Origin of the sequence: Bacillus sp. PPSBB_11, from assembly GCF_038023285.1 — a bacterium.
Taxonomy (GTDB): Bacteria; Bacillota; Bacilli; order Bacillales; family Bacillaceae; genus Bacillus; species Bacillus altitudinis.
The window spans coordinates 397,452-416,972 of record NZ_CP150633.1 but is presented as its reverse complement, the minus strand read 5'-3'; the positions used below and the strand labels follow the sequence as shown (position 1 = coordinate 416,972).

24 protein-coding genes and 7 tRNA genes are annotated in these 19,521 nt (G+C 41.4%); 21 read left to right on the top strand and 10 right to left on the bottom strand.

Annotated elements, in window-relative coordinates:
• Positions 1–90 precede the first annotated feature (90 nt).
• The 7 genes from V7L95_RS02080 (at position 91) to V7L95_RS02050 (ending at position 695) form a co-directional block, all read left to right on the top strand.
• Positions 91–163 (top strand) — tRNA-Phe (locus V7L95_RS02080).
• A gap of 24 nt (positions 164–187) precedes the next feature.
• A tRNA-His gene (locus V7L95_RS02075) sits at positions 188–263 on the top strand.
• 11 nt (positions 264–274) lie between these two features.
• A tRNA-Gly gene (locus tag V7L95_RS02070) sits at positions 275–348 on the top strand.
• A gap of 16 nt (positions 349–364) precedes the next feature.
• Positions 365–441 (top strand) — tRNA-Ile (locus tag V7L95_RS02065).
• 6 nt (positions 442–447) lie between these two features.
• A tRNA-Asn gene (locus V7L95_RS02060) sits at positions 448–522 on the top strand.
• 3 nt (positions 523–525) lie between these two features.
• Positions 526–616: transfer RNA gene (locus tag V7L95_RS02055), tRNA-Ser, on the top strand.
• Positions 617–623: 7 nt separating this feature from the next.
• A tRNA-Glu gene (locus V7L95_RS02050) sits at positions 624–695 on the top strand.
• Positions 696–772: 77 nt separating this feature from the next.
• Here the strand turns inward: V7L95_RS02050 and V7L95_RS02045 are convergent.
• From V7L95_RS02045 to V7L95_RS02035, 3 genes are all read right to left on the bottom strand, one after another.
• Entirely contained in the window at positions 773–1,249 is a 477-nt protein-coding gene (locus tag V7L95_RS02045; protein ID WP_008342900.1) for a tryptophan-rich sensory protein, read from the bottom strand.
• A gap of 87 nt (positions 1,250–1,336) precedes the next feature.
• Positions 1,337–2,071 carry a TraR/DksA C4-type zinc finger protein gene (locus tag V7L95_RS02040; protein WP_017358383.1) on the bottom strand — a complete coding sequence of 245 codons (735 nt, stop codon included), beginning with the start codon at positions 2,069–2,071 and terminating at the stop codon, positions 1,337–1,339.
• A gap of 117 nt (positions 2,072–2,188) precedes the next feature.
• Positions 2,189–3,127, bottom strand: a complete 939-nt coding sequence (locus tag V7L95_RS02035) for a 1,4-dihydroxy-2-naphthoate polyprenyltransferase (protein WP_017358382.1) — start codon at positions 3,125–3,127, stop codon at positions 2,189–2,191.
• A 382-nt stretch (positions 3,128–3,509) separates the two neighbouring features.
• Between V7L95_RS02035 and V7L95_RS02030 the strand changes: the two genes are divergently transcribed.
• From V7L95_RS02030 to menC, 6 genes are all read left to right on the top strand, one after another.
• The gene (locus V7L95_RS02030; protein ID WP_017358381.1) at positions 3,510–4,928 is read left to right on the top strand and encodes an isochorismate synthase MenF; all 1,419 of its coding nucleotides are present in this window, start codon (positions 3,510–3,512) and stop codon (positions 4,926–4,928) included.
• Positions 4,921–6,663, top strand: a complete 1,743-nt coding sequence (gene menD / locus V7L95_RS02025) for a 2-succinyl-5-enolpyruvyl-6-hydroxy-3-cyclohexene-1-carboxylic-acid synthase (protein WP_017358380.1) — start codon at positions 4,921–4,923, stop codon at positions 6,661–6,663. The genes V7L95_RS02030 and menD overlap by 8 nt, the downstream gene beginning before the upstream one ends.
• The gene (menH, locus tag V7L95_RS02020; RefSeq protein ID WP_019743670.1) at positions 6,648–7,478 is read left to right on the top strand and encodes a 2-succinyl-6-hydroxy-2,4-cyclohexadiene-1-carboxylate synthase; all 831 of its coding nucleotides are present in this window, start codon (positions 6,648–6,650) and stop codon (positions 7,476–7,478) included. The genes menD and menH overlap by 16 nt, the downstream gene beginning before the upstream one ends.
• A 14-nt stretch (positions 7,479–7,492) precedes the next feature.
• Positions 7,493–8,311 carry a 1,4-dihydroxy-2-naphthoyl-CoA synthase gene (gene menB / locus V7L95_RS02015; RefSeq protein WP_008342913.1) on the top strand — a complete coding sequence of 273 codons (819 nt, stop codon included), beginning with the start codon at positions 7,493–7,495 and terminating at the stop codon, positions 8,309–8,311.
• A gap of 70 nt (positions 8,312–8,381) precedes the next feature.
• On the top strand, positions 8,382–9,842 hold the full coding sequence (locus V7L95_RS02010) for an o-succinylbenzoate--CoA ligase (RefSeq protein ID WP_048003422.1): 1,461 nt from the start codon (positions 8,382–8,384) through the stop codon (positions 9,840–9,842).
• Entirely contained in the window at positions 9,829–10,953 is a 1,125-nt protein-coding gene (menC, locus tag V7L95_RS02005) for an o-succinylbenzoate synthase (protein ID WP_050827618.1), read from the top strand. The genes V7L95_RS02010 and menC overlap by 14 nt, the downstream gene beginning before the upstream one ends.
• Positions 10,954–11,058: 105 nt before the next feature.
• Here menC and V7L95_RS02000 read toward each other — a convergent pair whose 3' ends face one another.
• The 4 genes from V7L95_RS02000 to V7L95_RS01985 all read right to left on the bottom strand — a co-directional run bounded on the left by V7L95_RS02000 (position 11,059) and on the right by V7L95_RS01985 (position 13,903).
• Positions 11,059–11,250, bottom strand: coding sequence for a hypothetical protein (locus tag V7L95_RS02000; RefSeq protein WP_340967887.1), 192 nt, complete (start codon positions 11,248–11,250; stop codon positions 11,059–11,061).
• Between the two features lie 25 nt (positions 11,251–11,275).
• Complete coding sequence (locus V7L95_RS01995) at positions 11,276–11,434, bottom strand: DUF1540 domain-containing protein (RefSeq protein WP_008360682.1); 159 nt, start codon at positions 11,432–11,434, stop codon at positions 11,276–11,278.
• Between the two features lie 68 nt (positions 11,435–11,502).
• Positions 11,503–12,549: a cytochrome d ubiquinol oxidase subunit II gene (locus V7L95_RS01990; protein ID WP_169476099.1), complete on the bottom strand. Its 1,047-nt coding sequence runs from the start codon at positions 12,547–12,549 to the stop codon at positions 11,503–11,505.
• A 22-nt stretch (positions 12,550–12,571) separates the two neighbouring features.
• Positions 12,572–13,903 carry a cytochrome ubiquinol oxidase subunit I gene (locus tag V7L95_RS01985; protein ID WP_017358375.1) on the bottom strand — a complete coding sequence of 444 codons (1,332 nt, stop codon included), beginning with the start codon at positions 13,901–13,903 and terminating at the stop codon, positions 12,572–12,574.
• Between the two features lie 175 nt (positions 13,904–14,078).
• Here V7L95_RS01985 and V7L95_RS01980 point away from each other — a divergent pair, with 175 nt between their 5' ends.
• Positions 14,079–14,321, top strand: coding sequence for a type B 50S ribosomal protein L31 (locus V7L95_RS01980; RefSeq protein WP_017358374.1), 243 nt, complete (start codon positions 14,079–14,081; stop codon positions 14,319–14,321).
• A gap of 77 nt (positions 14,322–14,398) precedes the next feature.
• On the opposite strand, the gene V7L95_RS01975 is transcribed toward V7L95_RS01980, so the two are convergent.
• Positions 14,399–15,391 (bottom strand): zinc ABC transporter substrate-binding protein, encoded by a 993-nt coding sequence (locus tag V7L95_RS01975; protein ID WP_017358373.1) that lies wholly within the window; start codon positions 15,389–15,391, stop codon positions 14,399–14,401.
• 213 nt (positions 15,392–15,604) lie between these two features.
• Here V7L95_RS01975 and V7L95_RS01970 point away from each other — a divergent pair, with 213 nt between their 5' ends.
• Positions 15,605–16,171, top strand: a complete 567-nt coding sequence (locus V7L95_RS01970) for a carbonic anhydrase (protein WP_017358372.1) — start codon at positions 15,605–15,607, stop codon at positions 16,169–16,171.
• Between the two features lies 1 nt (position 16,172).
• On the opposite strand, the gene yidD is transcribed toward V7L95_RS01970, so the two are convergent.
• On the bottom strand, positions 16,173–16,397 hold the full coding sequence (yidD, locus tag V7L95_RS01965; protein WP_008342933.1) for a membrane protein insertion efficiency factor YidD: 225 nt from the start codon (positions 16,395–16,397) through the stop codon (positions 16,173–16,175).
• Between the two features lie 128 nt (positions 16,398–16,525).
• Here yidD and V7L95_RS01960 point away from each other — a divergent pair, with 128 nt between their 5' ends.
• On the top strand, positions 16,526–16,999 hold the full coding sequence (locus tag V7L95_RS01960) for an S-ribosylhomocysteine lyase (protein ID WP_008342935.1): 474 nt from the start codon (positions 16,526–16,528) through the stop codon (positions 16,997–16,999).
• 122 nt (positions 17,000–17,121) lie between these two features.
• Positions 17,122–17,559, top strand: coding sequence for a FixH family protein (locus V7L95_RS01955; RefSeq protein ID WP_017358371.1), 438 nt, complete (start codon positions 17,122–17,124; stop codon positions 17,557–17,559).
• Positions 17,560–17,567: 8 nt separating this feature from the next.
• On the opposite strand, the gene ytzI is transcribed toward V7L95_RS01955, so the two are convergent.
• Positions 17,568–17,714, bottom strand: coding sequence for a YtzI protein (ytzI, locus tag V7L95_RS01950; RefSeq protein ID WP_017358370.1), 147 nt, complete (start codon positions 17,712–17,714; stop codon positions 17,568–17,570).
• 131 nt (positions 17,715–17,845) lie between these two features.
• Here ytzI and V7L95_RS01945 point away from each other — a divergent pair, with 131 nt between their 5' ends.
• The 4 genes from V7L95_RS01945 (at position 17,846) to V7L95_RS01930 (ending at position 19,513) form a co-directional block, all read left to right on the top strand.
• Positions 17,846–18,283 carry a Dps family protein gene (locus V7L95_RS01945; protein ID WP_007501934.1) on the top strand — a complete coding sequence of 146 codons (438 nt, stop codon included), beginning with the start codon at positions 17,846–17,848 and terminating at the stop codon, positions 18,281–18,283.
• 124 nt (positions 18,284–18,407) lie between these two features.
• On the top strand, positions 18,408–18,599 hold the full coding sequence (locus V7L95_RS01940) for a hypothetical protein (protein WP_008342942.1): 192 nt from the start codon (positions 18,408–18,410) through the stop codon (positions 18,597–18,599).
• Between the two features lie 157 nt (positions 18,600–18,756).
• Positions 18,757–19,161, top strand: coding sequence for a phage holin family protein (locus V7L95_RS01935; protein ID WP_008342944.1), 405 nt, complete (start codon positions 18,757–18,759; stop codon positions 19,159–19,161).
• Between the two features lie 43 nt (positions 19,162–19,204).
• Positions 19,205–19,513, top strand: a complete 309-nt coding sequence (locus V7L95_RS01930; protein ID WP_017358369.1) for a hypothetical protein — start codon at positions 19,205–19,207, stop codon at positions 19,511–19,513.
• Positions 19,514–19,521 lie beyond the last annotated feature (8 nt).

The following is a 19,521-nucleotide window of genomic DNA, read 5'->3' as shown; positions in this document are numbered from 1 at the left end:
CGGTAGTTCAGTTGGTTAGAATGCCTGCCTGTCACGCAGGAGGTCGCGGGTTCGAGTCCCGTCCGGACCGCCATTTTCAAATGAATACATGGCTCGGTAGCTCAGTTGGTAGAGCAACGGACTGAAAATCCGTGTGTCGGCGGTTCGATTCCGTCCCGAGCCACTTTTATAAATAAATATCAGTATGGCGGTTGTGGCGAAGTGGTTAACGCACCAGATTGTGGCTCTGGCACTCGTGGGTTCGATTCCCATCAATCGCCCCATACATATTTTTGCGGGTGTAGTTTAGTGGTAAAACCTCAGCCTTCCAAGCTGATGTCGTGGGTTCGATTCCCATCACCCGCTCCATTTGCATATCGTTCATGGGCCTGTAGCTCAGCTGGTTAGAGCGCACGCCTGATAAGCGTGAGGTCGGTGGTTCGAGTCCACTCAGGCCCACCATGACTTTCCGCAGTAGCTCAGTGGTAGAGCTATCGGCTGTTAACCGATCGGTCGTAGGTTCGAATCCTACCTGCGGAGCCAAATGGAGAAGTACTCAAGTGGCTGAAGAGGCGCCCCTGCTAAGGGTGTAGGTCGCGCAAGCGGCGCGAGGGTTCAAATCCCTCCTTCTCCGCCATTTTTCTGGCCCGTTGGTCAAGCGGTTAAGACACCGCCCTTTCACGGCGGTAACACGGGTTCGAATCCCGTACGGGTCATTTTTTAAAGAGGTCTAATTAAAGACCTCTTTTTTATTTTCCACAAAACGAAAGACCGCTATCATAGCGGTCTTTTCTTACATATTCATGGAATAGATCGTATAAGACAAGTATGTCGCAAAGAATCCCCATAAAACATAAGGAATCAATAAAATTGGGACAACATTGCTTAGTTTACGTGAGACGATGACAAGCGCGAGTGCTGTCAGTGCTACAAGCAGGCAGTCGATCGTAGCTGCAAATAAATCTTTTTGTGTAAATTGAAAAAAGCTAAAGGCTTGATTGAATACATAATTTAAAAGAAACAGAATCCAAAATGGTAATGTGATTTTTTGAAAACCGTACTTTGCATAAATGATGGCGGCAGATAACGAAATGAGGGCGAATAAGACAGCCCAGACCGCACCGATGACACCACCACTAGGTGTCCATTCAGGTTTATTTAGTGCGTCATACCATTCTCTGTCGATAGGGAACAGGAACCCTGCAATAGAAAATAATGCGTATGTAATAAAGAAGACGATAACCGCCCAAATGATACTTTTTTTAGCCATCCAGAAATCTCCTCCCAATCAATTCACTCTTCAACTTATTTCCCAATTATTACATGATATAAACATCAAGCCCCCAATATGTGGGGACTAATGATTTTTTTTAGTATAAGGATCTTCTTCGTAAGGCTTCAAGTCACCAAACACTGTCATGACGCCTTCTTCATCTAATGCTTCTTCATAAGCTTCGTGTGCTTTATTTGGATAGACCTTGCTTGCTTTTCCTTCAATATCAGCAGCTGCAAACCCTTCATAGTCTTCCACATCATCTTCATCTTCTGATTGAGTATACACATCATCGTATGTCAATGGAGGAAATTCCATATCGGATGGGGTATCAGAGTTCCCATAGCGTTCTACGTCTTGGTAGGCATCTTCTCCATCATATGCAGCACTTTCTTCATTTTCAAATTGCCCTGAGGGCGGACTTAATAAGTCCTCTTCAATGGGACGGTTTTGTGAAACGGTCTGTTCTTTTGAATGCTCTGTGCATGTGACGGCGGTGGGAAGGGCTTCTAAGCGTTCTTTAGGAATAGGGGCTTTACACACTTTACACAAACCATAAGAGCCGTCTGCCATTGCTTGGAGTGCTTCATTGATATCGGACAGATGCTCATGTTCCAAACTGTTTAAGGCAATGTCTTTTCCGCGTTCGAATAGTTCTGTTCCTTGGTCGCCAGGGTGGTTATCATAGGCTGACAGTTCGCCCACTGAATCATAAGGAAATGATACTTTCTGTTCATCGTCATGGCTTTTAGCTTCAATTTCTTGTTTTTCATCGAGAAGTCGCTGCTTCAACTGATGTAATTCGTTTTTAGATAACAAAGCGATCACCCTTTCATATCAAACATATTGTTAGTATGAGCAAATTTTTATGTAAGACTTGTGCCAATTTGAAGCAATTCTTCAATAAAAAACGCCTGCGGCTGCAGGCGTTTCGTGTTATGCGAGATAGTATTGTAAGATCAATGCGATCGTTAACAGGAAACCAAAAAACGTATTGGTTTGTGCTGTCGACTTCATGGCATTCATTAATTCAATTGGTTTTTCTTTTTGCTTAAATTCTTTAATGGCTGTATAAGCTTTTGGCACACTGAGTAAGACAAGAAGACTCCAAAGACCCACGATATCCATAAAGATATAAACAAAAATGAGTACATATGAGATCACAAACATGGAAAGTAGGATGTTGACTGCCGCTTTACGTCCAGCTAGGATAGCAAGTGTCTTTCGTCCATTCTCTTTATCACCGTCTAAATCACGGATATTGTTCGACAGTAAGATGGCACCAACTAAAATAGAGATGGGTAATGAAATGAGCACAGCTTTTGATGTCAATGTTCCTGTTTGGATATAGAAACTAATTAAAATGATGCCTAGTCCCATAAAAGCACCTGATACAAGTTCTCCAAATGGTGTATAAGCAATTGGTACAGGACCGCCGGTATAAAAATAGCCTGCTGCCATACAAATTAGTCCTATGAGTGCAATCCACCAGCTAGACATCATGCAAATATAGATCCCAAGTAATAAAGAAAGCGCGAATAAGGCATAAGCGAGGCCTAAAACTGTTTTTGGTTTTACACCGTTTCTCACGATCGCTCCGCCGATACCGACAGATTTCTCATTGTCCAATCCGCGAACATAATCAAAGTACTCATTAAACATGTTCGTTGCAATTTGGATAAACATCGATGCAAATAGCATAGCTAAAAATAGCCCAACATGTATTTGACCACTCGGAAGTGCTAGGACAGTTCCTAAAGTAACGGGAATAAATGCCGCTGTTAATGTATGCGGTCGTAGTAAATTCCACCAAATCCGCCAGTTCTTATCAGGCTTTATTGGTGAAAGCTGATCTGATATCGATTGATGCTGCATAAAATATACTCCTTTAAATAAAAAAATACGTACACGTCCAAATTCCAGTTTAGCAAAGTTCAAAAAGGTGTCAATATATTGATGCGATGAAACAAGAAAAAGATGTTTGCTAATCGTTCCCATCTAGAGAGAAAGCTTGATCTTCGAACAGGTCTTACCATTTTTTAAGGGATGTTCTCATTTCAATAAGCGGGAGCGAAAAAATCTTGAAAGCGTGATATAATAAGGATTCGAGGTTTTAAAAGCTGTTTTCTTTACTAAGTTCATCTGTTAAGGTTTATAATAGAAAAGCAGGTCATTCGACATACTCGAATGTTCATGTATTTTTTACATGATGGTTTTATTTTTATATGTTATTTCATGGATTTTGGAGGAATGTATCATGGTGACAACAGTGCAAAGTACTTTCCGGCAGGAAGCGCTTGCGACATTAGAAGAAGCGAATAACGTCAACCATGCTGTTTTGATAAGCTACTCCAGAAGAGTTGACGATCTGGATCCTCTTGCCTTTTTCCAAAGCGGCGAAGCGGATTTTTTAGGCGAGCGGTTTTTTTGGTCTGATCCAGAAAGCCAAATGATATTTTCTGGACTTGGCAGAGCGGCCGTGATTAAATCATCAGAGCAAGGCAAAGAACGATTCAATATCGTCCATCAAGAATGGGAGCAGCTGAAACAGCATATGTTCCATTTTCATGATGAGAAGGAGTTAAAGCAAGCGGCAGTTGGTCCGCTTTTATTTGGAGGATTTTCATTTGATCCATACGAAGAGAAGGCGCGTCACTGGGAAGCATTTGGCGAGGCTCATTTTTTTGTGCCATCGATGATGCTGACTGTTTCAAAAGAAGGCACGTTTCTAACGATCAATGAATGGAACGAGGTGGACGGGAATGTTCATCAGCTCATTCAAGAGTTAGAACAGAAAGCTTCTAATTTTGATGCATTGCCTGTCAGAAATCATGGACAAGCTGAGCTTGTTCATATGGAAGAGTTAGATGTCCAGGAATGGATGAAAGCAATCCATGAAGCGACAGAACACATTCGTGTGAACGAATATGAAAAGGTTGTTTTAGCAAGAGAAGTCTTGCTTCACTATAAAAATCAAATAGAACTCGCTCCACTATTAGCAGAATTACTAAAACATCAAACAACGAGTTATGTATTTGCTATAGAGCAGGGAAGACAAGCATTTGTCGGGGCGACGCCTGAACGTTTAGTGAAAAAAAGCGGTGGTGAAGTGTTTTCATCGTGTTTGGCAGGTTCCATTGTACGTGGTCAAGATGAAGTAGAAGATCAGGCACTAGGTGAGGAACTACTTCATGATGAGAAAAATTTGATTGAACATCAAATTGTCGTGAATATGATTGAGCAGGCATTTGAAGCAAACTGCCATCATGTGCATAAGCCAAATCAACCAAGTCTTTATAAAACGAAAAACATTCAGCATTTATTTACACCCATTGTGGGAGAAATTAAAAGCAGCTGTTCACTCTTTTCATTAATTGAACAGCTTCATCCAACACCAGCGCTTGGAGGATATCCTAAGGAAAAAGCGGTAGAGGTGATTCGTGAAATCGAACCGTTGAAACGCGGTTGGTATGCGGCGCCAGTGGGATGGATTGATTCTAAGGACAATGGAGAATTTGCTGTCGCCATTCGATCAGGTCTTATTGAGGAAGACCAAGTTCGTTTGTTTGCTGGATGTGGAATTGTAGAGGATTCCCTTGCAAAACAAGAGTATGAAGAAACGCAAGTGAAATTAAGACCAATGCTGTCTGCTCTTGGAGGTCGTCCTATTGAATAATCAAATCATGACAAGATATATTGGCAGATTAATGGATGAATTTGTGCAAAGTGGTGTGAAGGAGGCAGTTGTTTGTCCTGGCTCCCGTTCAACACCGCTTGCGATGCTCGCTCTTGCTCATCAAGAAATCAATGTCCATGTGTTAGTGGATGAACGGTCTGCTGCTTTTTATGCACTGGGTCTTGCGAAAGCGAGCCAAACACCAGTGCTACTCATTTGTACATCAGGTACGGCAGCAGCTAACTTTTACCCAGCTGTTGTCGAGGCACATTATTCTCGGGTACCATTGATTGTTTTAACTGCTGATCGGCCGCACGAATTGAGGGAGGTTGGGGCACCTCAAGCGATTGATCAGCAATTCTTATTCGGTAAGTTTGTTAAATGGTTCACAGACTTAGCCTTGCCAGAAGAAAGCCAAACGATGCTGCGGTATGTCCAAACTGCTGCTGCTAGGGCAAGTCATGTGTCAACGCAGGAGCCAAAGGGACCAGTTCAGGTGAATGTGCCGCTGAGAGAACCATTGCTACCTGACTTGTCTATTGATCCTTTTGATAGAGAAGAAGGAGTTGCGAACAAAGTTTTAGCAGCAGGTCAAGCTCGTCCGGATGATCGGGTTATGTCAGAATTAGTGTCTATCATGAACAAAGCGGCAAAAGGAATCATTGTTGCTGGTGAACTTCACTCGCCGGAAGAGCAGGCGTCAGTGTTACGTCTTGCAAAAGCTTTGCATCTGCCAATTTTAGCTGACCCGCTTTCTCTTTTGCGAAATGGACATGAAAGTGAAGAATACATCATAGATGCATACGATTCTTTGTTAAAAGATGAGGCATTGCAGCAGCACCTCTTGCCTGAAATGGTCATTCGTTTTGGACCGATGCCTGTTTCTAAGCCTTTATTTAAGTGGCTAGAAAAGCATGCGGAAGTGAAGCAGATTGTCGTCGATGCTGCGGGTGGTTATCGAGATCCTGGTTTAAGCGCATCATACATGATTGAAAGTCATGTAGCCTCTTTTGTAGAAGAAGTCTTGATGAGAGCGGAAAAGCGTCAGGATACATCTTATTTACGACGCTGGCAGAGTGTCAATTCTTCTTTTAGAATGAATGTAAATCAATACAATGATGAGGACCTGACATTTGAGGGAAATGTGTATCGGCAGCTGCAGCACCTTTTGCCAAAAGAGAGCGTGCTCTTTATCGGAAATAGTATGCCTATTCGAGATGTCGATACCTTTTTTGAAACGCAGTCAAAACCGTTTCGGATGATGGCGAATCGCGGAGCAAATGGTATTGATGGTGTTGTGTCCACAGCTCTTGGAACATATGCAGCCTTGAAACAACCCATCACTTTAGTCATCGGCGATTTGTCTTTTTACCATGATATGAACGGTCTTCTTGCAGCTAAGCTAATGGACATTCCGCTCACGGTTGTGTTGTTAAACAATGATGGAGGAGGAATCTTTTCTTTCCTTCCGCAGGCATCCGATGAACCGTATTATGAAAAGCTCTTTGGTACGCCGACTGGGTTGAATTTTGAGTATGCATCAAAGCTATATGGGGGAACCTATTCGAAGCCGACAACGAAAGAAGAGTTAAAAGATGTGTACTTGGCGCATATCCAAGAACCAGGGCTTCATTTAATTGAGATTGAAACTGACCGGCATTCTCGCGTGGGCAAACATCGCCAAATGATGGACGAGATATTGAGGGAAGTGAAAAAAGAATGCCTTCACTCATAATACGAATGCACGATGGTGTGGCGTATGAGGTGATAGACCATAACCCATCTGCTGAAAATGCCACGTTATGTTTACATGGCTTTACAGGGAGTGCAGCTTCTTGGGCTTTTTTGAATACTTATACAGAAAAACATACGAGATTGATTCAGGTCAGCTTGCTTGGACATGGCCGCACAGACTCACCAAAGAGTATAAGAAGATATGCAATGTCCCAGCAGCTGGCAGATCTTGTTGAGATTTTAGATCAATTAAAGCTTCACAAAGTGAATATTCTCGGATATTCTATGGGAGGGCGTATTGCTTTATCATTTGCCTCCCGTTATCCAGAACGTGTAAACAAGTTGATTCTTGAGAGTACATCTCCAGGGCTGAACTCTTTTAAAGAGCGGATGGCGAGGCTGAATCATGATCATCAGCTAGCTCAAAAGATCAGACATGAAGGATTAGCGCAGTTTGTGGATTTTTGGGAGAACATTCCGCTGTTTGCTTCGCAGAAATCCTTGCCAGCGGACAGGCTAACGCAACTGAGAGAGGGAAGGCTAAAAGCCGATCCTAACGGGCTGGCTCGCAGCTTAGAAGGTATAGGAACCGGTTCACAGCCGTCTATGTGGGAAGCATTAAAGCAGATAGAACAGCCTGTTTTACTCATTTGCGGAACACTTGATAAAAAGTTCTGTCACATCGCCAAACGTATGCAGCAGGAGCTTGAATACAGTCAATTCACAGTAGTAGAGCATGCCGGGCATACAGTTCATGTGGAACAACCACATTTTTTTGGTAAAATAGTAAGTGAGTTTATTTTATCGCAAGATTAGAGGAGGAAATATTGATGGCTATTGAATGGCAAACTGAGCGTCAGTATGACGAAATTTTATATGAAACATATAATGGGATTGCAAAAATCACCATTAACCGTCCGCATGTACATAATGCATTTACTCCAAAGACTGTAAGTGAATTAATTGATGCATTCTCACGTGCTCGCGACAATTCAGATGTTGGTGTCATTGTCCTTGCAGGTGCTGGAGGAAAAGCATTCTGTTCAGGTGGAGACCAAAAAGTACGCGGTCATGGCGGCTATGTAGGAGACGATCAAATTCCACGTCTAAACGTCCTAGACTTACAGCGTTTAATTCGTGTCATTCCAAAACCAGTTATTGCGATGGTTGCGGGCTATGCGATTGGCGGCGGGCATGTGCTTCATGTCGTGTGTGACCTTACCATTGCAGCAGACAATGCGATTTTTGGACAAACAGGACCAAAAGTGGGCAGCTTTGATGCTGGTTATGGATCTGGCTATCTTGCACGTATTGTGGGTCATAAGAAAGCAAGAGAAATCTGGTACTTATGCCGTCAATACAATGCACAAGAAGCGCTTGATATGGGACTTGTCAACACAGTTGTACCATTAGAGCAGCTGGAAGAAGAAACAGTGAAGTGGTGTGAGGACATGCTAGAAAAGAGCCCGACTGCTTTACGATTCTTGAAAGCTGCATTTAATGCGGACACAGATGGATTAGCTGGTATTCAGCAATTTGCAGGAGATGCGACCCTTCTTTATTACACAACAGATGAAGCAAAAGAAGGACGCGATTCCTTTAAGGAAAAACGGAAGCCAGACTTCGGTCAGTTCCCTCGTTTCCCTTGATTCAATGATATGGATGAAAACAGCTTAGTGCATCAGACTGAGCTGTTTTCTTTTATGAAAAGGAGGTGTCATGATGAAGCAACCGAATTGGCTGCTGCACCGTGCGTATTTAACGCCAGACCGGGTCGCACTCATTTATCAAGACAACGAGTGGACATTTCGTGATTTAGCGAATGATGTAGACCAACTTGCGAATCGACTGACACGTGCATCTTTTAAAAAAGGGGATACGGTTGCGATTTTAATGAACAACCATCCTCACATGGTCATGCTTGTTCACGCTTGTTTTTTATTAGGCTTCAAGATTGTGTTATTGAACAATAAGTTAACAAAAGCAGAGAGACGTTTTCAGCTGGAAGATGCGAAAGTCATGGCTTTATTAACAGAGCCTGCATATGCAAATGAGCATCATGGTGATTTACCTGTTTATACAATAGAGACTTTACCTGATGCAGATCATGATATGGAAAAGAAGGTCGTACATGATATTGATTTAAATGAGACGGCGACGATTATGTATACATCTGGAACAACAGGACGCCCTAAAGGGGTGGAGCAAACGTTTGGCAATCATTTTCATAGTGCTGTTTCCTCGGCATTGAATTTAGGGATCAGGGAGGACGACCGCTGGCTCATTGCCTTGCCTCTTTTTCATATAAGCGGTTTATCCGCTATATTTAAATCTGTCATATACGGTATGACTGTCGTGCTTCATCAAAAGTTTGATGTCGATGAAGTCAAGAATGCTATTGAACAGCATCGAGTGACGATGTTGTCAGTTGTACAAACCATGCTGTCCCGTTTATTAAGTGGACTTGAAGAATGTCCGTCATCTTTGCGCTGCCTGCTGTTAGGCGGAGGCCCTGCGCCTTATGCGATGCTTCAAGAGAGTAAGGAGAAAGGATTTCCTGTGTTTCAATCGTACGGTATGACGGAGACCTGCTCACAAATTGTGACACTTGCGCCCGAATTTAGTGTGGAAAAGCTTGGATCAGCGGGAAAGCCCCTTTTTGGGTGTGAATTAAAGATTCAAGATGAGAACCGTCCGTGTCGTCCTTTTGAGCATGGTGAAATCATGGTAAAAGGTGCAAATGTCATGAAAGGCTACCTTTATCGTCAAGAGGCAACAGCTGCTGCATTTGAGCAGGGCTGGCTGAAAACGGGTGATATTGGCTATGTAGATGAGGACGGATTCTTATTTGTGCTTGATCGGCGGTCAGACTTAATTATTTCTGGCGGAGAAAATATTTATCCAGCAGAAATTGAAGCAGTTCTTTTAACACATCCAAATGTAAAGGAAGCCGGAGTGACGGGTATGTATGATAAAAAATGGGGAGAGGTACCTGCTGCCTTCCTTGTGACAGATGAGCAGATTCCGGAGAATGAGCTCTATGCTTTATGTCAGTCGCAATTAGCCAAGTATAAATGGCCCGCCGCTTTTCACTTTGTGGATGAGCTGCCAAGGAATGCGTCGAATAAATTGCAGAGGCACAGACTCAAATCAAAGGGGTTTTTAGATGATTCAAATTGAACGTGTGATCTTATATCATGTCACGATGAAACTCAAACAGCCGTTTACAACGAGCCTTGGGACCATTTCAGAGCGTGAGTTTATTATTGTCGAGGTCAAAGATCAAACAGGATTAACTGGTTGGGGAGAGGTATCTGCCTTCTCTTCTCCGTGGTATACAGAAGAAACCATCGAGACCTGCTATCACATGCTGAGAGCTTTCTTTATCCCGAACGTGCTGACCCGATCTTTTACACATCCTTCGGACATACCAGACAGCTTGTACCATTTTAAAGGCAATAGAATGGCCAAAGCGGGAATTGAGGCAGCTGTGTGGGATATTTATGCGAAGCGAGAAAATAAGTCCTTACGTGACGTCTTAGGCGGTACTAGAGATAGAATTCCATCTGGTGTCGTTGCGGGGTTAGGACCAATAGATGATATGATTCAGCAAATCGAGCAATTTGTTGATCAAGGCTATCAGCGTGTGAAAGTGAAGATTAAGCCGGGACAAGATATTGGACTTCTACAAAAGATAAGAGAGTCTTTCCCTCACCTTCCGTTAATGGCGGATGCAAACTCTGCTTATGAATTAAAAGATATTAGCAAACTGAAGCAGCTCGACGATGTTCGTTTATTAATGATTGAACAGCCTTTAGCCGCAGATGACATTGTCGATCATCGGCATTTGCAAAAGCATTTAAAAACACCAATCTGTTTGGATGAAAGTATTTGTTCTTTAGATGATGCGAGAAAAGCTGTAGAACTTGGAAGCTGTCAGATTATTAATGTGAAGCCTTCACGAGTTGGAGGGCTGACTGAAGCACTTAAAATTCATGCGTTCTGCAAGGAGCAGCAGATTCCGTTATGGTGCGGTGGAATGATTGAAACAGGCATTTCTCGCGCGCAAAACGTGGCACTTGCATCACTTCCGCAATTTACGATTCCTGGGGATATTTCAGCATCGTCGAAATATTGGGAGCAGGATATCATTTTTCCTGAAATTAAAGTTGAAAATGGGTTTATTGAAGTACCTCGTTCTCCAGGTATGGGTGTAGAAGTTGATTATCAAGCGCTTCGTTCTTTCTCAGATAAAATTGATGTGTTTACAAAACATGATTTTGTGAAATGAAAACGAATGAATCGCCATTTGCACCATCCATAGAACCACTGTATAGTTGAGGAAAGTTTTTCCTTCCTGTCTGAACAAAAAGAAAGAGCGGTCATCCGCTCTTTCTTACTCTTCTACAAGCCCGCTGTCGTAAGCAAGCTGACCAATATACTGAAGCATGTCATTGGGCATGTCGGAAACATGTCCGTATTCATAATCCCAAAGATTTAAAAAGGAGTGAGCTGCTTGATAAAATGCAGCCTCGTCCGCGTCCTGAATTTCTTCAAGAAACGTTTTAGCAAGCCGATCGTTTTTCAAAGCGAAGCGCCTCCTTTAATGAGACTTAAAGGTCTTGAGGTTTAAACGTTTTACAGTCAGTTTCTTCACTTTTCTCAGCCGTATTTCCTGTATGGCTGACGACATAAATTGCATCTGCACCACAACGATTTCCAGCATTCCAGTAGGAACAGTTGTTTACTTCACAAAGGATTTTTTGACTCATACAGATGACCTCCTTTTGAGTATGTCTTTCATCTATAATGTAACCGAAGTAAGGGGCGTTCATTCATGTTAATCTTCCTGACGAATATAACGCTTATCTTTCATAAACAATTTCCAGAAGAAGTAGAACCCAGGGAATAGGATGATAAACCCTACAATATACGTAATAAATAATGCCCTAAATGTGACGGGATCTGTAAACCCAGACATGATGGTAATATCAGGATAGGCCATATAGGGCAAATGCGCATGTCCATACACGTAGCTTGCTAAGAAATATTGAATTGTAATGGCGATAACCGCTAAACGTGGTCTCCCTTTCCGATGTTTAAAGCGACTGTTTGGTAAAAATAGAGCCAAACCTGCAAGCAAAAACATGAGTAGAGAAACAAGCAGGATCGGGATGTTCTGCATCATTTTTGTGAACAGCCAATTGGCCTCACTTCTCAGTGTGAGCATGATAAAGAAAGCCATCATGAGAGAAAGCGGACCTGTAATCAGTGCTCCTCTTCTATAAATGTTATAAGCCTCATCTTCGTTTGCAACATTAGAAAAATCAGCTAAAAGCAAAGATGAGAGGAAAAGGGTACTGAAAATCGCAAAACCTACGAAAGAATAGACATTTGCGCTTGTAAAGACCAATCCTAAATCTAATGAGTAGACATTATTCTCCTGAAAAATGAATCCACCATGTGTAATGGGGAGAACCATGATGAGGATGGACGGAATAATAAAGCCGCTAATTCCTGAAATATATGTCACGGCTTTTCTATATTTTTTAGGCAGTGAATGAGAGAAGACAAGAAATCCGCTTCGCAGTGCAAGAAGCAACAAAATAATGCTGCCAGGTATTAATAGAACAGTACCTAGCACAAATGTTGCACCTGGAAACAGGCTAAACAAGGCAACAACGATGGCCACAATGAAGACGTTTGTTACTTCCCAAGTGGGAGAAAGATACTTATTTGCGATATTTGCGGCCTTTGTCTGCTCTTTGTTCATGTAAATCATTGACCAAAATCCTGCACCGAAATCCATTGATGCCATCACTGCATAGATAAACACGAATCCCCATAAGATGGTGATTGCAATGAGTGCATCAGTTGTTACATCCATTTGCATCAAGATCGCTCCCTTTTTAAGATTCTGTTAACCGTAAGTCTTCTTCAATTGAATGTTTTCTAAAGTAGTACGTCAGTACAATCACAGTTGCGATGCCTAAAATGAGATAGACAATGGCAAAAAGGATGAAAAGTGTACCGATAGATCCTGATGATGTGACGACTTCAGAGGTTTTGAGCATTCGATAAATCACCCATGGCTGACGGCCTGTACAGGCAAAGATCCAGCCAAATTCAATCGCCAAAAGACTAAGAGGCCCGCCAAATAAATAAAGGACAAGCAGCCATTTTGGATAATGGTCGCGTTTTAAAATTTTGCGGTAAAACAGTGCTAACACAGCAAAGAAAATGAGCAATGAGCCGATAATGACCATTCCGTTAAATAATGTGTGAATAAATAAAGGCGGCCACTCGTCCCTAGGAAAATCATTTAACCCTTTAACCACAGTATCAAAGCTATTTCCTGCAAGAAAACTAAGTGCCCAAGGGATTTCGATAGCTCCTTTGATTTCTTGCGTATTGGCATCAGTAAAACCGCCAATGGCCAGAGGCGCATGTGATTGCGTTTCAAATAAACCTTCAGCACCCGCTAATTTTTCAGGCTGATATTCATATAGAAGCTGAGCTGATTCGTGACCGTTTAAGGCTGTGAGAAAAGAGAAAAGTCCGCCTACAATCAGTCCAAGAAAAAGGGCTTTTCGATGAAAGGTATAGAGCTTTTCGTTTTTTCTTGTTTTCAACATTTTAAATGCAGCGACAGAAGCAATGACAAAAGCGCCTGTTGTAAAAGCAGACAGTACGACGTGAGTAGCAGTTACAACAAAACTAGGATTGAAAAATGCCTTCCAAGGTTCGATATTCGTTATTTCTCCATTGACCATTTGAAAGCCAGCGGGTGTTCCTTCAAAAGCATGTACGTTTGTAATGAGAATCGCTGAAGCTGCTGCACCAATGACAACGAAAATAACGGTAATGATGCGCATGGCTGGTGATAAACGATCTGCTGCGTACACATAAATAGACATAAATAATGCTTCAATAAAGAAAGCATAAATTTCTATTTGAAATGGCAGTGACATGACTTTTCCGATGACCTCCATAAAACCAGGCCATAGAAGGGCAAGCTGCGTACCAGCAATGGTACCGGTTGGAATGGCAACACCTAACAGAACAGCCTGCGCTTTTGTCCATCGTTTGGCCATGATGGCATAATGCGGGTCCTTCGTTTTTTGAAAGATGAGTTCAGCTAACAAAATCATTAGCGGGATGCCTACGCCAAGCGAGGCATAAATAATATGGAAGCCCATTGTTGTGCCGAACAGACTTCTAGCTAAAACGAGATCAGTCAATTTTTTCTCCGCCTTTCTTATCGCATCTCTTTTGATGGTGTTTATTATTCTCCACCATTTTTAGATTATTCTTCCTGACTAAGAAAGCTTGTTTTTTGACAAGTTGTAAAAGAGGGAGTAGAATATAATTATAAAACGTAATCGTTACGTTTTAATGATGAAGGGAGTTTTGACATTGAAAAGAGATATTCATCCAACCTCACATGAAGTTGTATTTATGGACGTAAACAGCGGTTACCGCTTCTTAAGTAGATCAACAAAGACATCACATGAGACCGTAGAGTGGGAAGATGGGAAGACTTATCCTGTCATTAAAGTAGAGACAAGCTCTGATACGCATCCATTTTATACAGGACGCCAGAAATTCGGAGAAAAAGGCGGCAGAGCGGAGCAGTTTAAGAAAAAATACCAAATGTAGACAAAGAAACACACCTGATCATGGTGTGTTTTTTTGTGCATTAAAAAACCCCGGCTGATCGCACGGGGTTCAAGAATTCATTCAACATTTAAAGCTGTTTTTAATGTGTTTAAATTTTGTTTCATTAAGCTGACATAGCTTTCGCCATTTTTAGCATCATCTTCTGTAATGGATTCTAGATTTTTCAGTGTAAGGCTCTTTGCCCCAATTTCACTGCGAATCGTATCTGATACTTTACTGCTGACGTTATTTTCAAAAATGACATACTTGATGTGATGCTTTTCTGCCTGTTGTACGATATTTTCAAGCTGTTTTTGGGAAGGCTCTTCAGAAGCAGAGAGTCCTAGTACACTGATTTGCTCAATGCCATAGCGTTTTTCCCAGTAGCCGTATGCTGCGTGAGAAACAAGAATTTCTTTATGTTTTGCTTTAGATAACGTTGTTTTGAATTCCTGATCTAACGATTGTAATTCTTTTTTTAGTGATTCATAGTTTTTTGTGTATTCGTCTTTATGATCTGGATCTAGTGAAACGAGTGTGTCTTTAATGTTTTTTGCCATTTGCTGTGCATAAACAGGGTCTAGCCATGCATGGGGATCTTTATCTCCGTGGTCGTGTCCATCATGGTCATGATCTTCACCTTCATGATCGTGATCATGGTCCTCACCTTCTTCATGAGCATGTTCTTCTTGTGTTGATAATAGCTTGATGCCTTCGGCTGCTTTCACTGTTTTCACGCCTTGGTCTTTTAACGTAGAAGCCGTTTTATCAGCAAATGCTTCAGCACCTGTTCCGCTGTAAATAAAGGCATCTCCTTCAGCCATTTCAACCATCGTTTTTGAACTTGGTTCAAAGCTGTGTGCATCTGCATTGGCAGGATACACACTTTGAGCGTTCACGTGAGAGCCGCCAATTTCTTCAGTGAAATCTTGAATAGGGAAGATCGTCGTGTAAATGGTTAATTTCCCGTCTGCTTTTCCTTTTGAAGCATTTGTCCCCGCACTGCTTGAGCAAGCGGCAAGACCGACCGCTAATAAAGCAGCTGTTAAAATAAAAAAGATTTTTTTCATCTAAGAATGTCTCCTCTCAACCTATTAGATAGAAATGATTACGATTTAATGTCCTGAGTTATTGTATCGTAATAATTACGATTTGAAAAGAGGAAAATAAAAAATTTTCATCAGAAGATGTTTCCTCTAAAAAAATAGACGTCAAAACGTGACGAAATTTAAAACATTGTGCTATATTTATTTTTAAAAAAAGAAAAAGGAATGGACAAACTTATGAAACTTTTAGACGAAATCATCGAATATAACCAACAATTTATTGAAGAGAAGCGATATGAAGAGTTTACAACAACGAAGTTTCCACAGAAAAAAGCTGTCATTCTATCATGTATGGATACAAGACTTGTTGAACTGCTTCCACGCGCCATGAACATGAAAAATGGCGATATTAAAATTGTCAAAAGTGCTGGCGCTCTTGTTTCTCACCCATTTGGAAGTATTATGCGAAGCATTTTAGTGGCTGTTTATGAATTGAATGCTGACGAGGTGTACGTCATTGGGCATCACGATTGTGGTATGAGTAAAATAGACAGCGAAACACTCTTAAATAAAGCCATTGAGCGTGGTATTCCAGAAAAACGGATTGAAGTACTGGAATACTCAGGAATCGATTTTCAACAGTGGCTCAAAAGCTTTAGCTCAGTTGAAGAAAGTGTGAAAGACAGTGTATCTGTCGTTAAAAATCATCCGCTTCTTCCATCTGATGTGCCTGTACATGGTCTTGTCATTGATCCTGGAACAGGTAAGCTTGACTTAGTTGTCAATGGTTATGAAGAAAAGTAAGTTATTTTTCCTTTTTAGGCGGGACCGGATCCATGCCTCCAGGATGCAGCGGGTGACATTTTAAAATTCGTTTAATCGTGAGCCAGCCGCCTTTTAAAGCGCCATGCGTTTTGATCGCCTCTAGCCCGTAGTTTGAGCAAGTGGGGTAAAACCTGCAGCTCGGTGGTGTTAGAGGGGAAATGCATTTTTGATAAAAGCGAATGATGCCGATAAAAATTTGTTTCATAGAGGTTCCTCCTTGTCTGTCTTTTCACAGTATAAGAAAAAAGGACAAGGAAGGGAAGTTTTATAAACTAAACTGGTCGGAACAATATGTTATAATATAGGAAATTGCAATTATAGGAGTGGTGATTAATGCCTTCAGTCGAAAGCTTTGAACTTGACCATAATGCTGTAAAAGCACCTTACGTTCGTCATTGCGGCGTTCATAAAGTGGGATCAGATGGGGAAGTGAACAAATTTGATATCCGTTTTTGTCAGCCAAACAAGCAGGCAATGAAACCTGATACGATTCATACATTAGAGCATTTACTTGCGTTTAATATTAGAACACACTCAGAGAAATACGATCATTTTGATATCATTGATATTTCTCCGATGGGCTGCCAGACTGGCTACTATTTAGTTGTCAGCGGTGCACCGACACCAAGAGAGATCGTTGAACTGCTTGATGCAACATTCAAAGATGCAGTGGAAGTAACAGAAATTCCTGCTGCAAATGAAGAGCAGTGCGGTCAAGCGAAGCTTCATGATCTTGAAGGAGCAAAACGTTTAATGCGTTTCTGGCTGTCTCAGGATCAAGAAGAGCTATTAAAAGTATTTGGATAATCAGTAAGATGATGAACCGGACATATTGAATGTCCGGTTTTTTATATGAAATGAAACGAGAGCTGTTAAAATAGGGGATATTTGTTAAAATGGACATGTCAGTAAAAAAGGGGGATACACGAATGCGGAAAATGGTAGGAATCATTTTGATGCTCGCATTACTTAGTGCATGTGGAAACTCGGCAGCGAGCAATGACAAGGGAGAAGTGCCTGAGCTATTAGAAGTCAAACTAACAGGGCCGGAGCAAGTGGAGAAAAATGAAAACGTTATCGTAAAAGCAGCTGTCACATATGGTGATACGCCTGTTGATGATGCAGATGATGTTCAATTTGAAGTGTGGAAAGATGGCGACAAGGATAACAGCAAGATGATTCAGCCAAAGAAAAAGGAGAAAGGTGTATATGAATTGCATACAGCTTTCAAACAAGATGGCCTTTATATCATACAAGTCCATGTGACAGCTAAACAGCAGCATAATATGCCGAAGACAAACATCCATGTAGGTGATGTGAAAAAAGAGAGTTCATCTACTGAAGAAGAAGATACCTCACATCATTGAAAGCGGTTTTATTTTGGGTTAGGACGTTGGTTTGGTTCAGCATCCTGTGGTGAATCGACTTTATGCTTGTAATCATAAGCCTTTGATGTCGTCCACAGTGATAAAAAGACAACGATTGAGATAATGATAAAGCTGATAATCCCAAGTAACAGCATCTAACTCCCTCCTTATTTCCATATTAACATATATTTCATGCGGTCAAAATAGAAGAAAATGATGGCAGGTTTCAGTATAATAAAAAAAGGGTAATCCCATACTAAACGCAACTACATAAGGAGGAATCAACATGTCTGAAAAATTATTAAACGTCGTCAATAAACAAGTAGCAGATTGGACTGTGCTTTACGTAAAATTACATAACTATCACTGGTATGTAAAGGGAAAAGACTTCTTTACACTCCATGAAAAATTCGAGGAACTTTATACAGAAACAGCGACATACATTGATGATTTGGCTGAGCGTATGCTTGCTTTAAATGGACAACCTGTTGCGACAATGAAAGAGTGCTTAGAAATTTCTAGCATTCAAGAAGCGGAAGGCAATGAATCAGCCGAGCAAATGGTGAAAAATCTGTATGATGATTTCTCTAATATTGCAGAAGAACTTAAGCGAGGCATGGAGCTGGCTGCAGAAGTTGGCGATGAAACAACAGGCGATATGCTGCTTGCGATTCATCAATCCATTGAAAAACACAACTGGATGCTAAAAGCATACTTAGGATAAGCGAATGTGAAAGGAATGTCGATCATCAAACAGATCGGCATTCTTTTTTTGTGGATTTGTGACAGACAGCCCATTGAATTGATGGGGCTTTCAGCCGAAGAGAAAAGGGAAGGGAGGGGAGAAGATGTCCTCAATTGCAGGAATGATGAGCCAGCAAGTGGCGAGTATTCAAAAAACACTTAATATCAGTTTATTGAATTCACAGCTTGCCACGAACACAGCCCAAGCCATGGTGATGCTCGATCAAGTGCAGCAGCAGCCTCAAGCTGTTCAGCCCAAAGATTCAGATGCTACGTTTATTGATGTCAGAGTTTAACCAAGAAAGCCGCCGTCACAGGCGGCTCTTTTTATGCGCTTCACGAATTTTTTGAACAGCTAACCATGCCTTTATTTTTTGTCGTCCAAGCTATTCATCAAATGCGGCATATACTATTGAGGTAAGAAGTTCCACTATGAAAGGATGTTGATGCCAAGTGAGCAAGGATTTAGGCATCTTTTCGTTGTTTACAGTCAGTTTGTCGGCAATGGGCTTTCTGTTTGGTGGAGCAGGATATTTACTCATGATATTAGTGACACTCATGGCTATAGAATTAATTTGTTCAAGCCTAAGAGAATCTGTGACTGGACAACTTACGATGAAGCGTTTTTTGACCAGGCTTGTTCGAAAGGTTGTGACGATCTCTTTAATATCCATGGCACATTTCTTCGATGTCATGCTGAAGACTGGGGGGACAATTAAGGATTTAGCGCTCATCTTTTATATTATTTATGAATCGTACCAGATTGTCTCAACAGCCAGAGCTCTCGGAATTCCCATTCCACAGTTGTTTATTGATGTGTTAGACATGATTAAAAATAAATTGCGCAAAAAGCCGTAATTTCTTCATATCTGGTCATACTAAAGGAAAAAGGATGAATCAGATGGCGACACACACATACTATGTATCCGTTCAAGACGGATCAATCTCACAGCACAGAGACGCGGCTGCTTGGCAATTTCAGATAGAAGCAGATGATGACCAAATCTTGCAGTTAAGAGAGTATTTTGATGAACAGTATATGACAGATTGGAAAGGTTTCTTTCGGGCGCATGTTCCATTTCTTGAATATCATTATGATAGTCCAAACGACGAAATGGACAGGAAAAGAAAAGAGATTTACTCGATGATTCATGATCTCGGTAACGAAGAGACAAAGAACTTTATTGAGACCAATGGACTGATGAATTGAAAAAGCAT

Bases quoted from the DNA above. Each gene is read 5' to 3' on its own strand.
- V7L95_RS01955 (WP_017358371.1), top strand. From the start codon at position 17,122: ATGCGGAAAATGGTAGGAATCATTTTGATGCTCGCATTACTTAGTGCA.
- menB (WP_008342913.1), top strand. From the start codon at position 7,493: ATGGCTATTGAATGGCAAACTGAGCGTCAGTATGACGAAATTTTATAT.
- V7L95_RS02030 (WP_017358381.1), top strand. From the start codon at position 3,510: ATGGTGACAACAGTGCAAAGTACTTTCCGGCAGGAAGCGCTTGCGACA.
- V7L95_RS01995 (WP_008360682.1), bottom strand. From the start codon at position 11,434: ATGAGTCAAAAAATCCTTTGTGAAGTAAACAACTGTTCCTACTGGAAT.
- menH (WP_019743670.1), top strand. From the start codon at position 6,648: ATGCCTTCACTCATAATACGAATGCACGATGGTGTGGCGTATGAGGTG.
- V7L95_RS01975 (WP_017358373.1), bottom strand. From the start codon at position 15,391: ATGAAAAAAATCTTTTTTATTTTAACAGCTGCTTTATTAGCGGTCGGT.
- V7L95_RS01970 (WP_017358372.1), top strand. From the start codon at position 15,605: ATGAAACTTTTAGACGAAATCATCGAATATAACCAACAATTTATTGAA.
- yidD (WP_008342933.1), bottom strand. From the start codon at position 16,397: ATGAAACAAATTTTTATCGGCATCATTCGCTTTTATCAAAAATGCATT.
- V7L95_RS01990 (WP_169476099.1), bottom strand. From the start codon at position 12,549: ATGGATGTAACAACTGATGCACTCATTGCAATCACCATCTTATGGGGA.
- V7L95_RS01945 (WP_007501934.1), top strand. From the start codon at position 17,846: ATGTCTGAAAAATTATTAAACGTCGTCAATAAACAAGTAGCAGATTGG.
- V7L95_RS01940 (WP_008342942.1), top strand. From the start codon at position 18,408: ATGTCCTCAATTGCAGGAATGATGAGCCAGCAAGTGGCGAGTATTCAA.
- ytzI (WP_017358370.1), bottom strand. From the start codon at position 17,714: ATGCTGTTACTTGGGATTATCAGCTTTATCATTATCTCAATCGTTGTC.
- V7L95_RS02045 (WP_008342900.1), bottom strand. From the start codon at position 1,249: ATGGCTAAAAAAAGTATCATTTGGGCGGTTATCGTCTTCTTTATTACA.
- V7L95_RS01960 (WP_008342935.1), top strand. From the start codon at position 16,526: ATGCCTTCAGTCGAAAGCTTTGAACTTGACCATAATGCTGTAAAAGCA.
- V7L95_RS01930 (WP_017358369.1), top strand. From the start codon at position 19,205: ATGGCGACACACACATACTATGTATCCGTTCAAGACGGATCAATCTCA.
- V7L95_RS02035 (WP_017358382.1), bottom strand. From the start codon at position 3,127: ATGCAGCATCAATCGATATCAGATCAGCTTTCACCAATAAAGCCTGAT.
- V7L95_RS02010 (WP_048003422.1), top strand. From the start codon at position 8,382: ATGATGAAGCAACCGAATTGGCTGCTGCACCGTGCGTATTTAACGCCA.
- menC (WP_050827618.1), top strand. From the start codon at position 9,829: ATGATTCAAATTGAACGTGTGATCTTATATCATGTCACGATGAAACTC.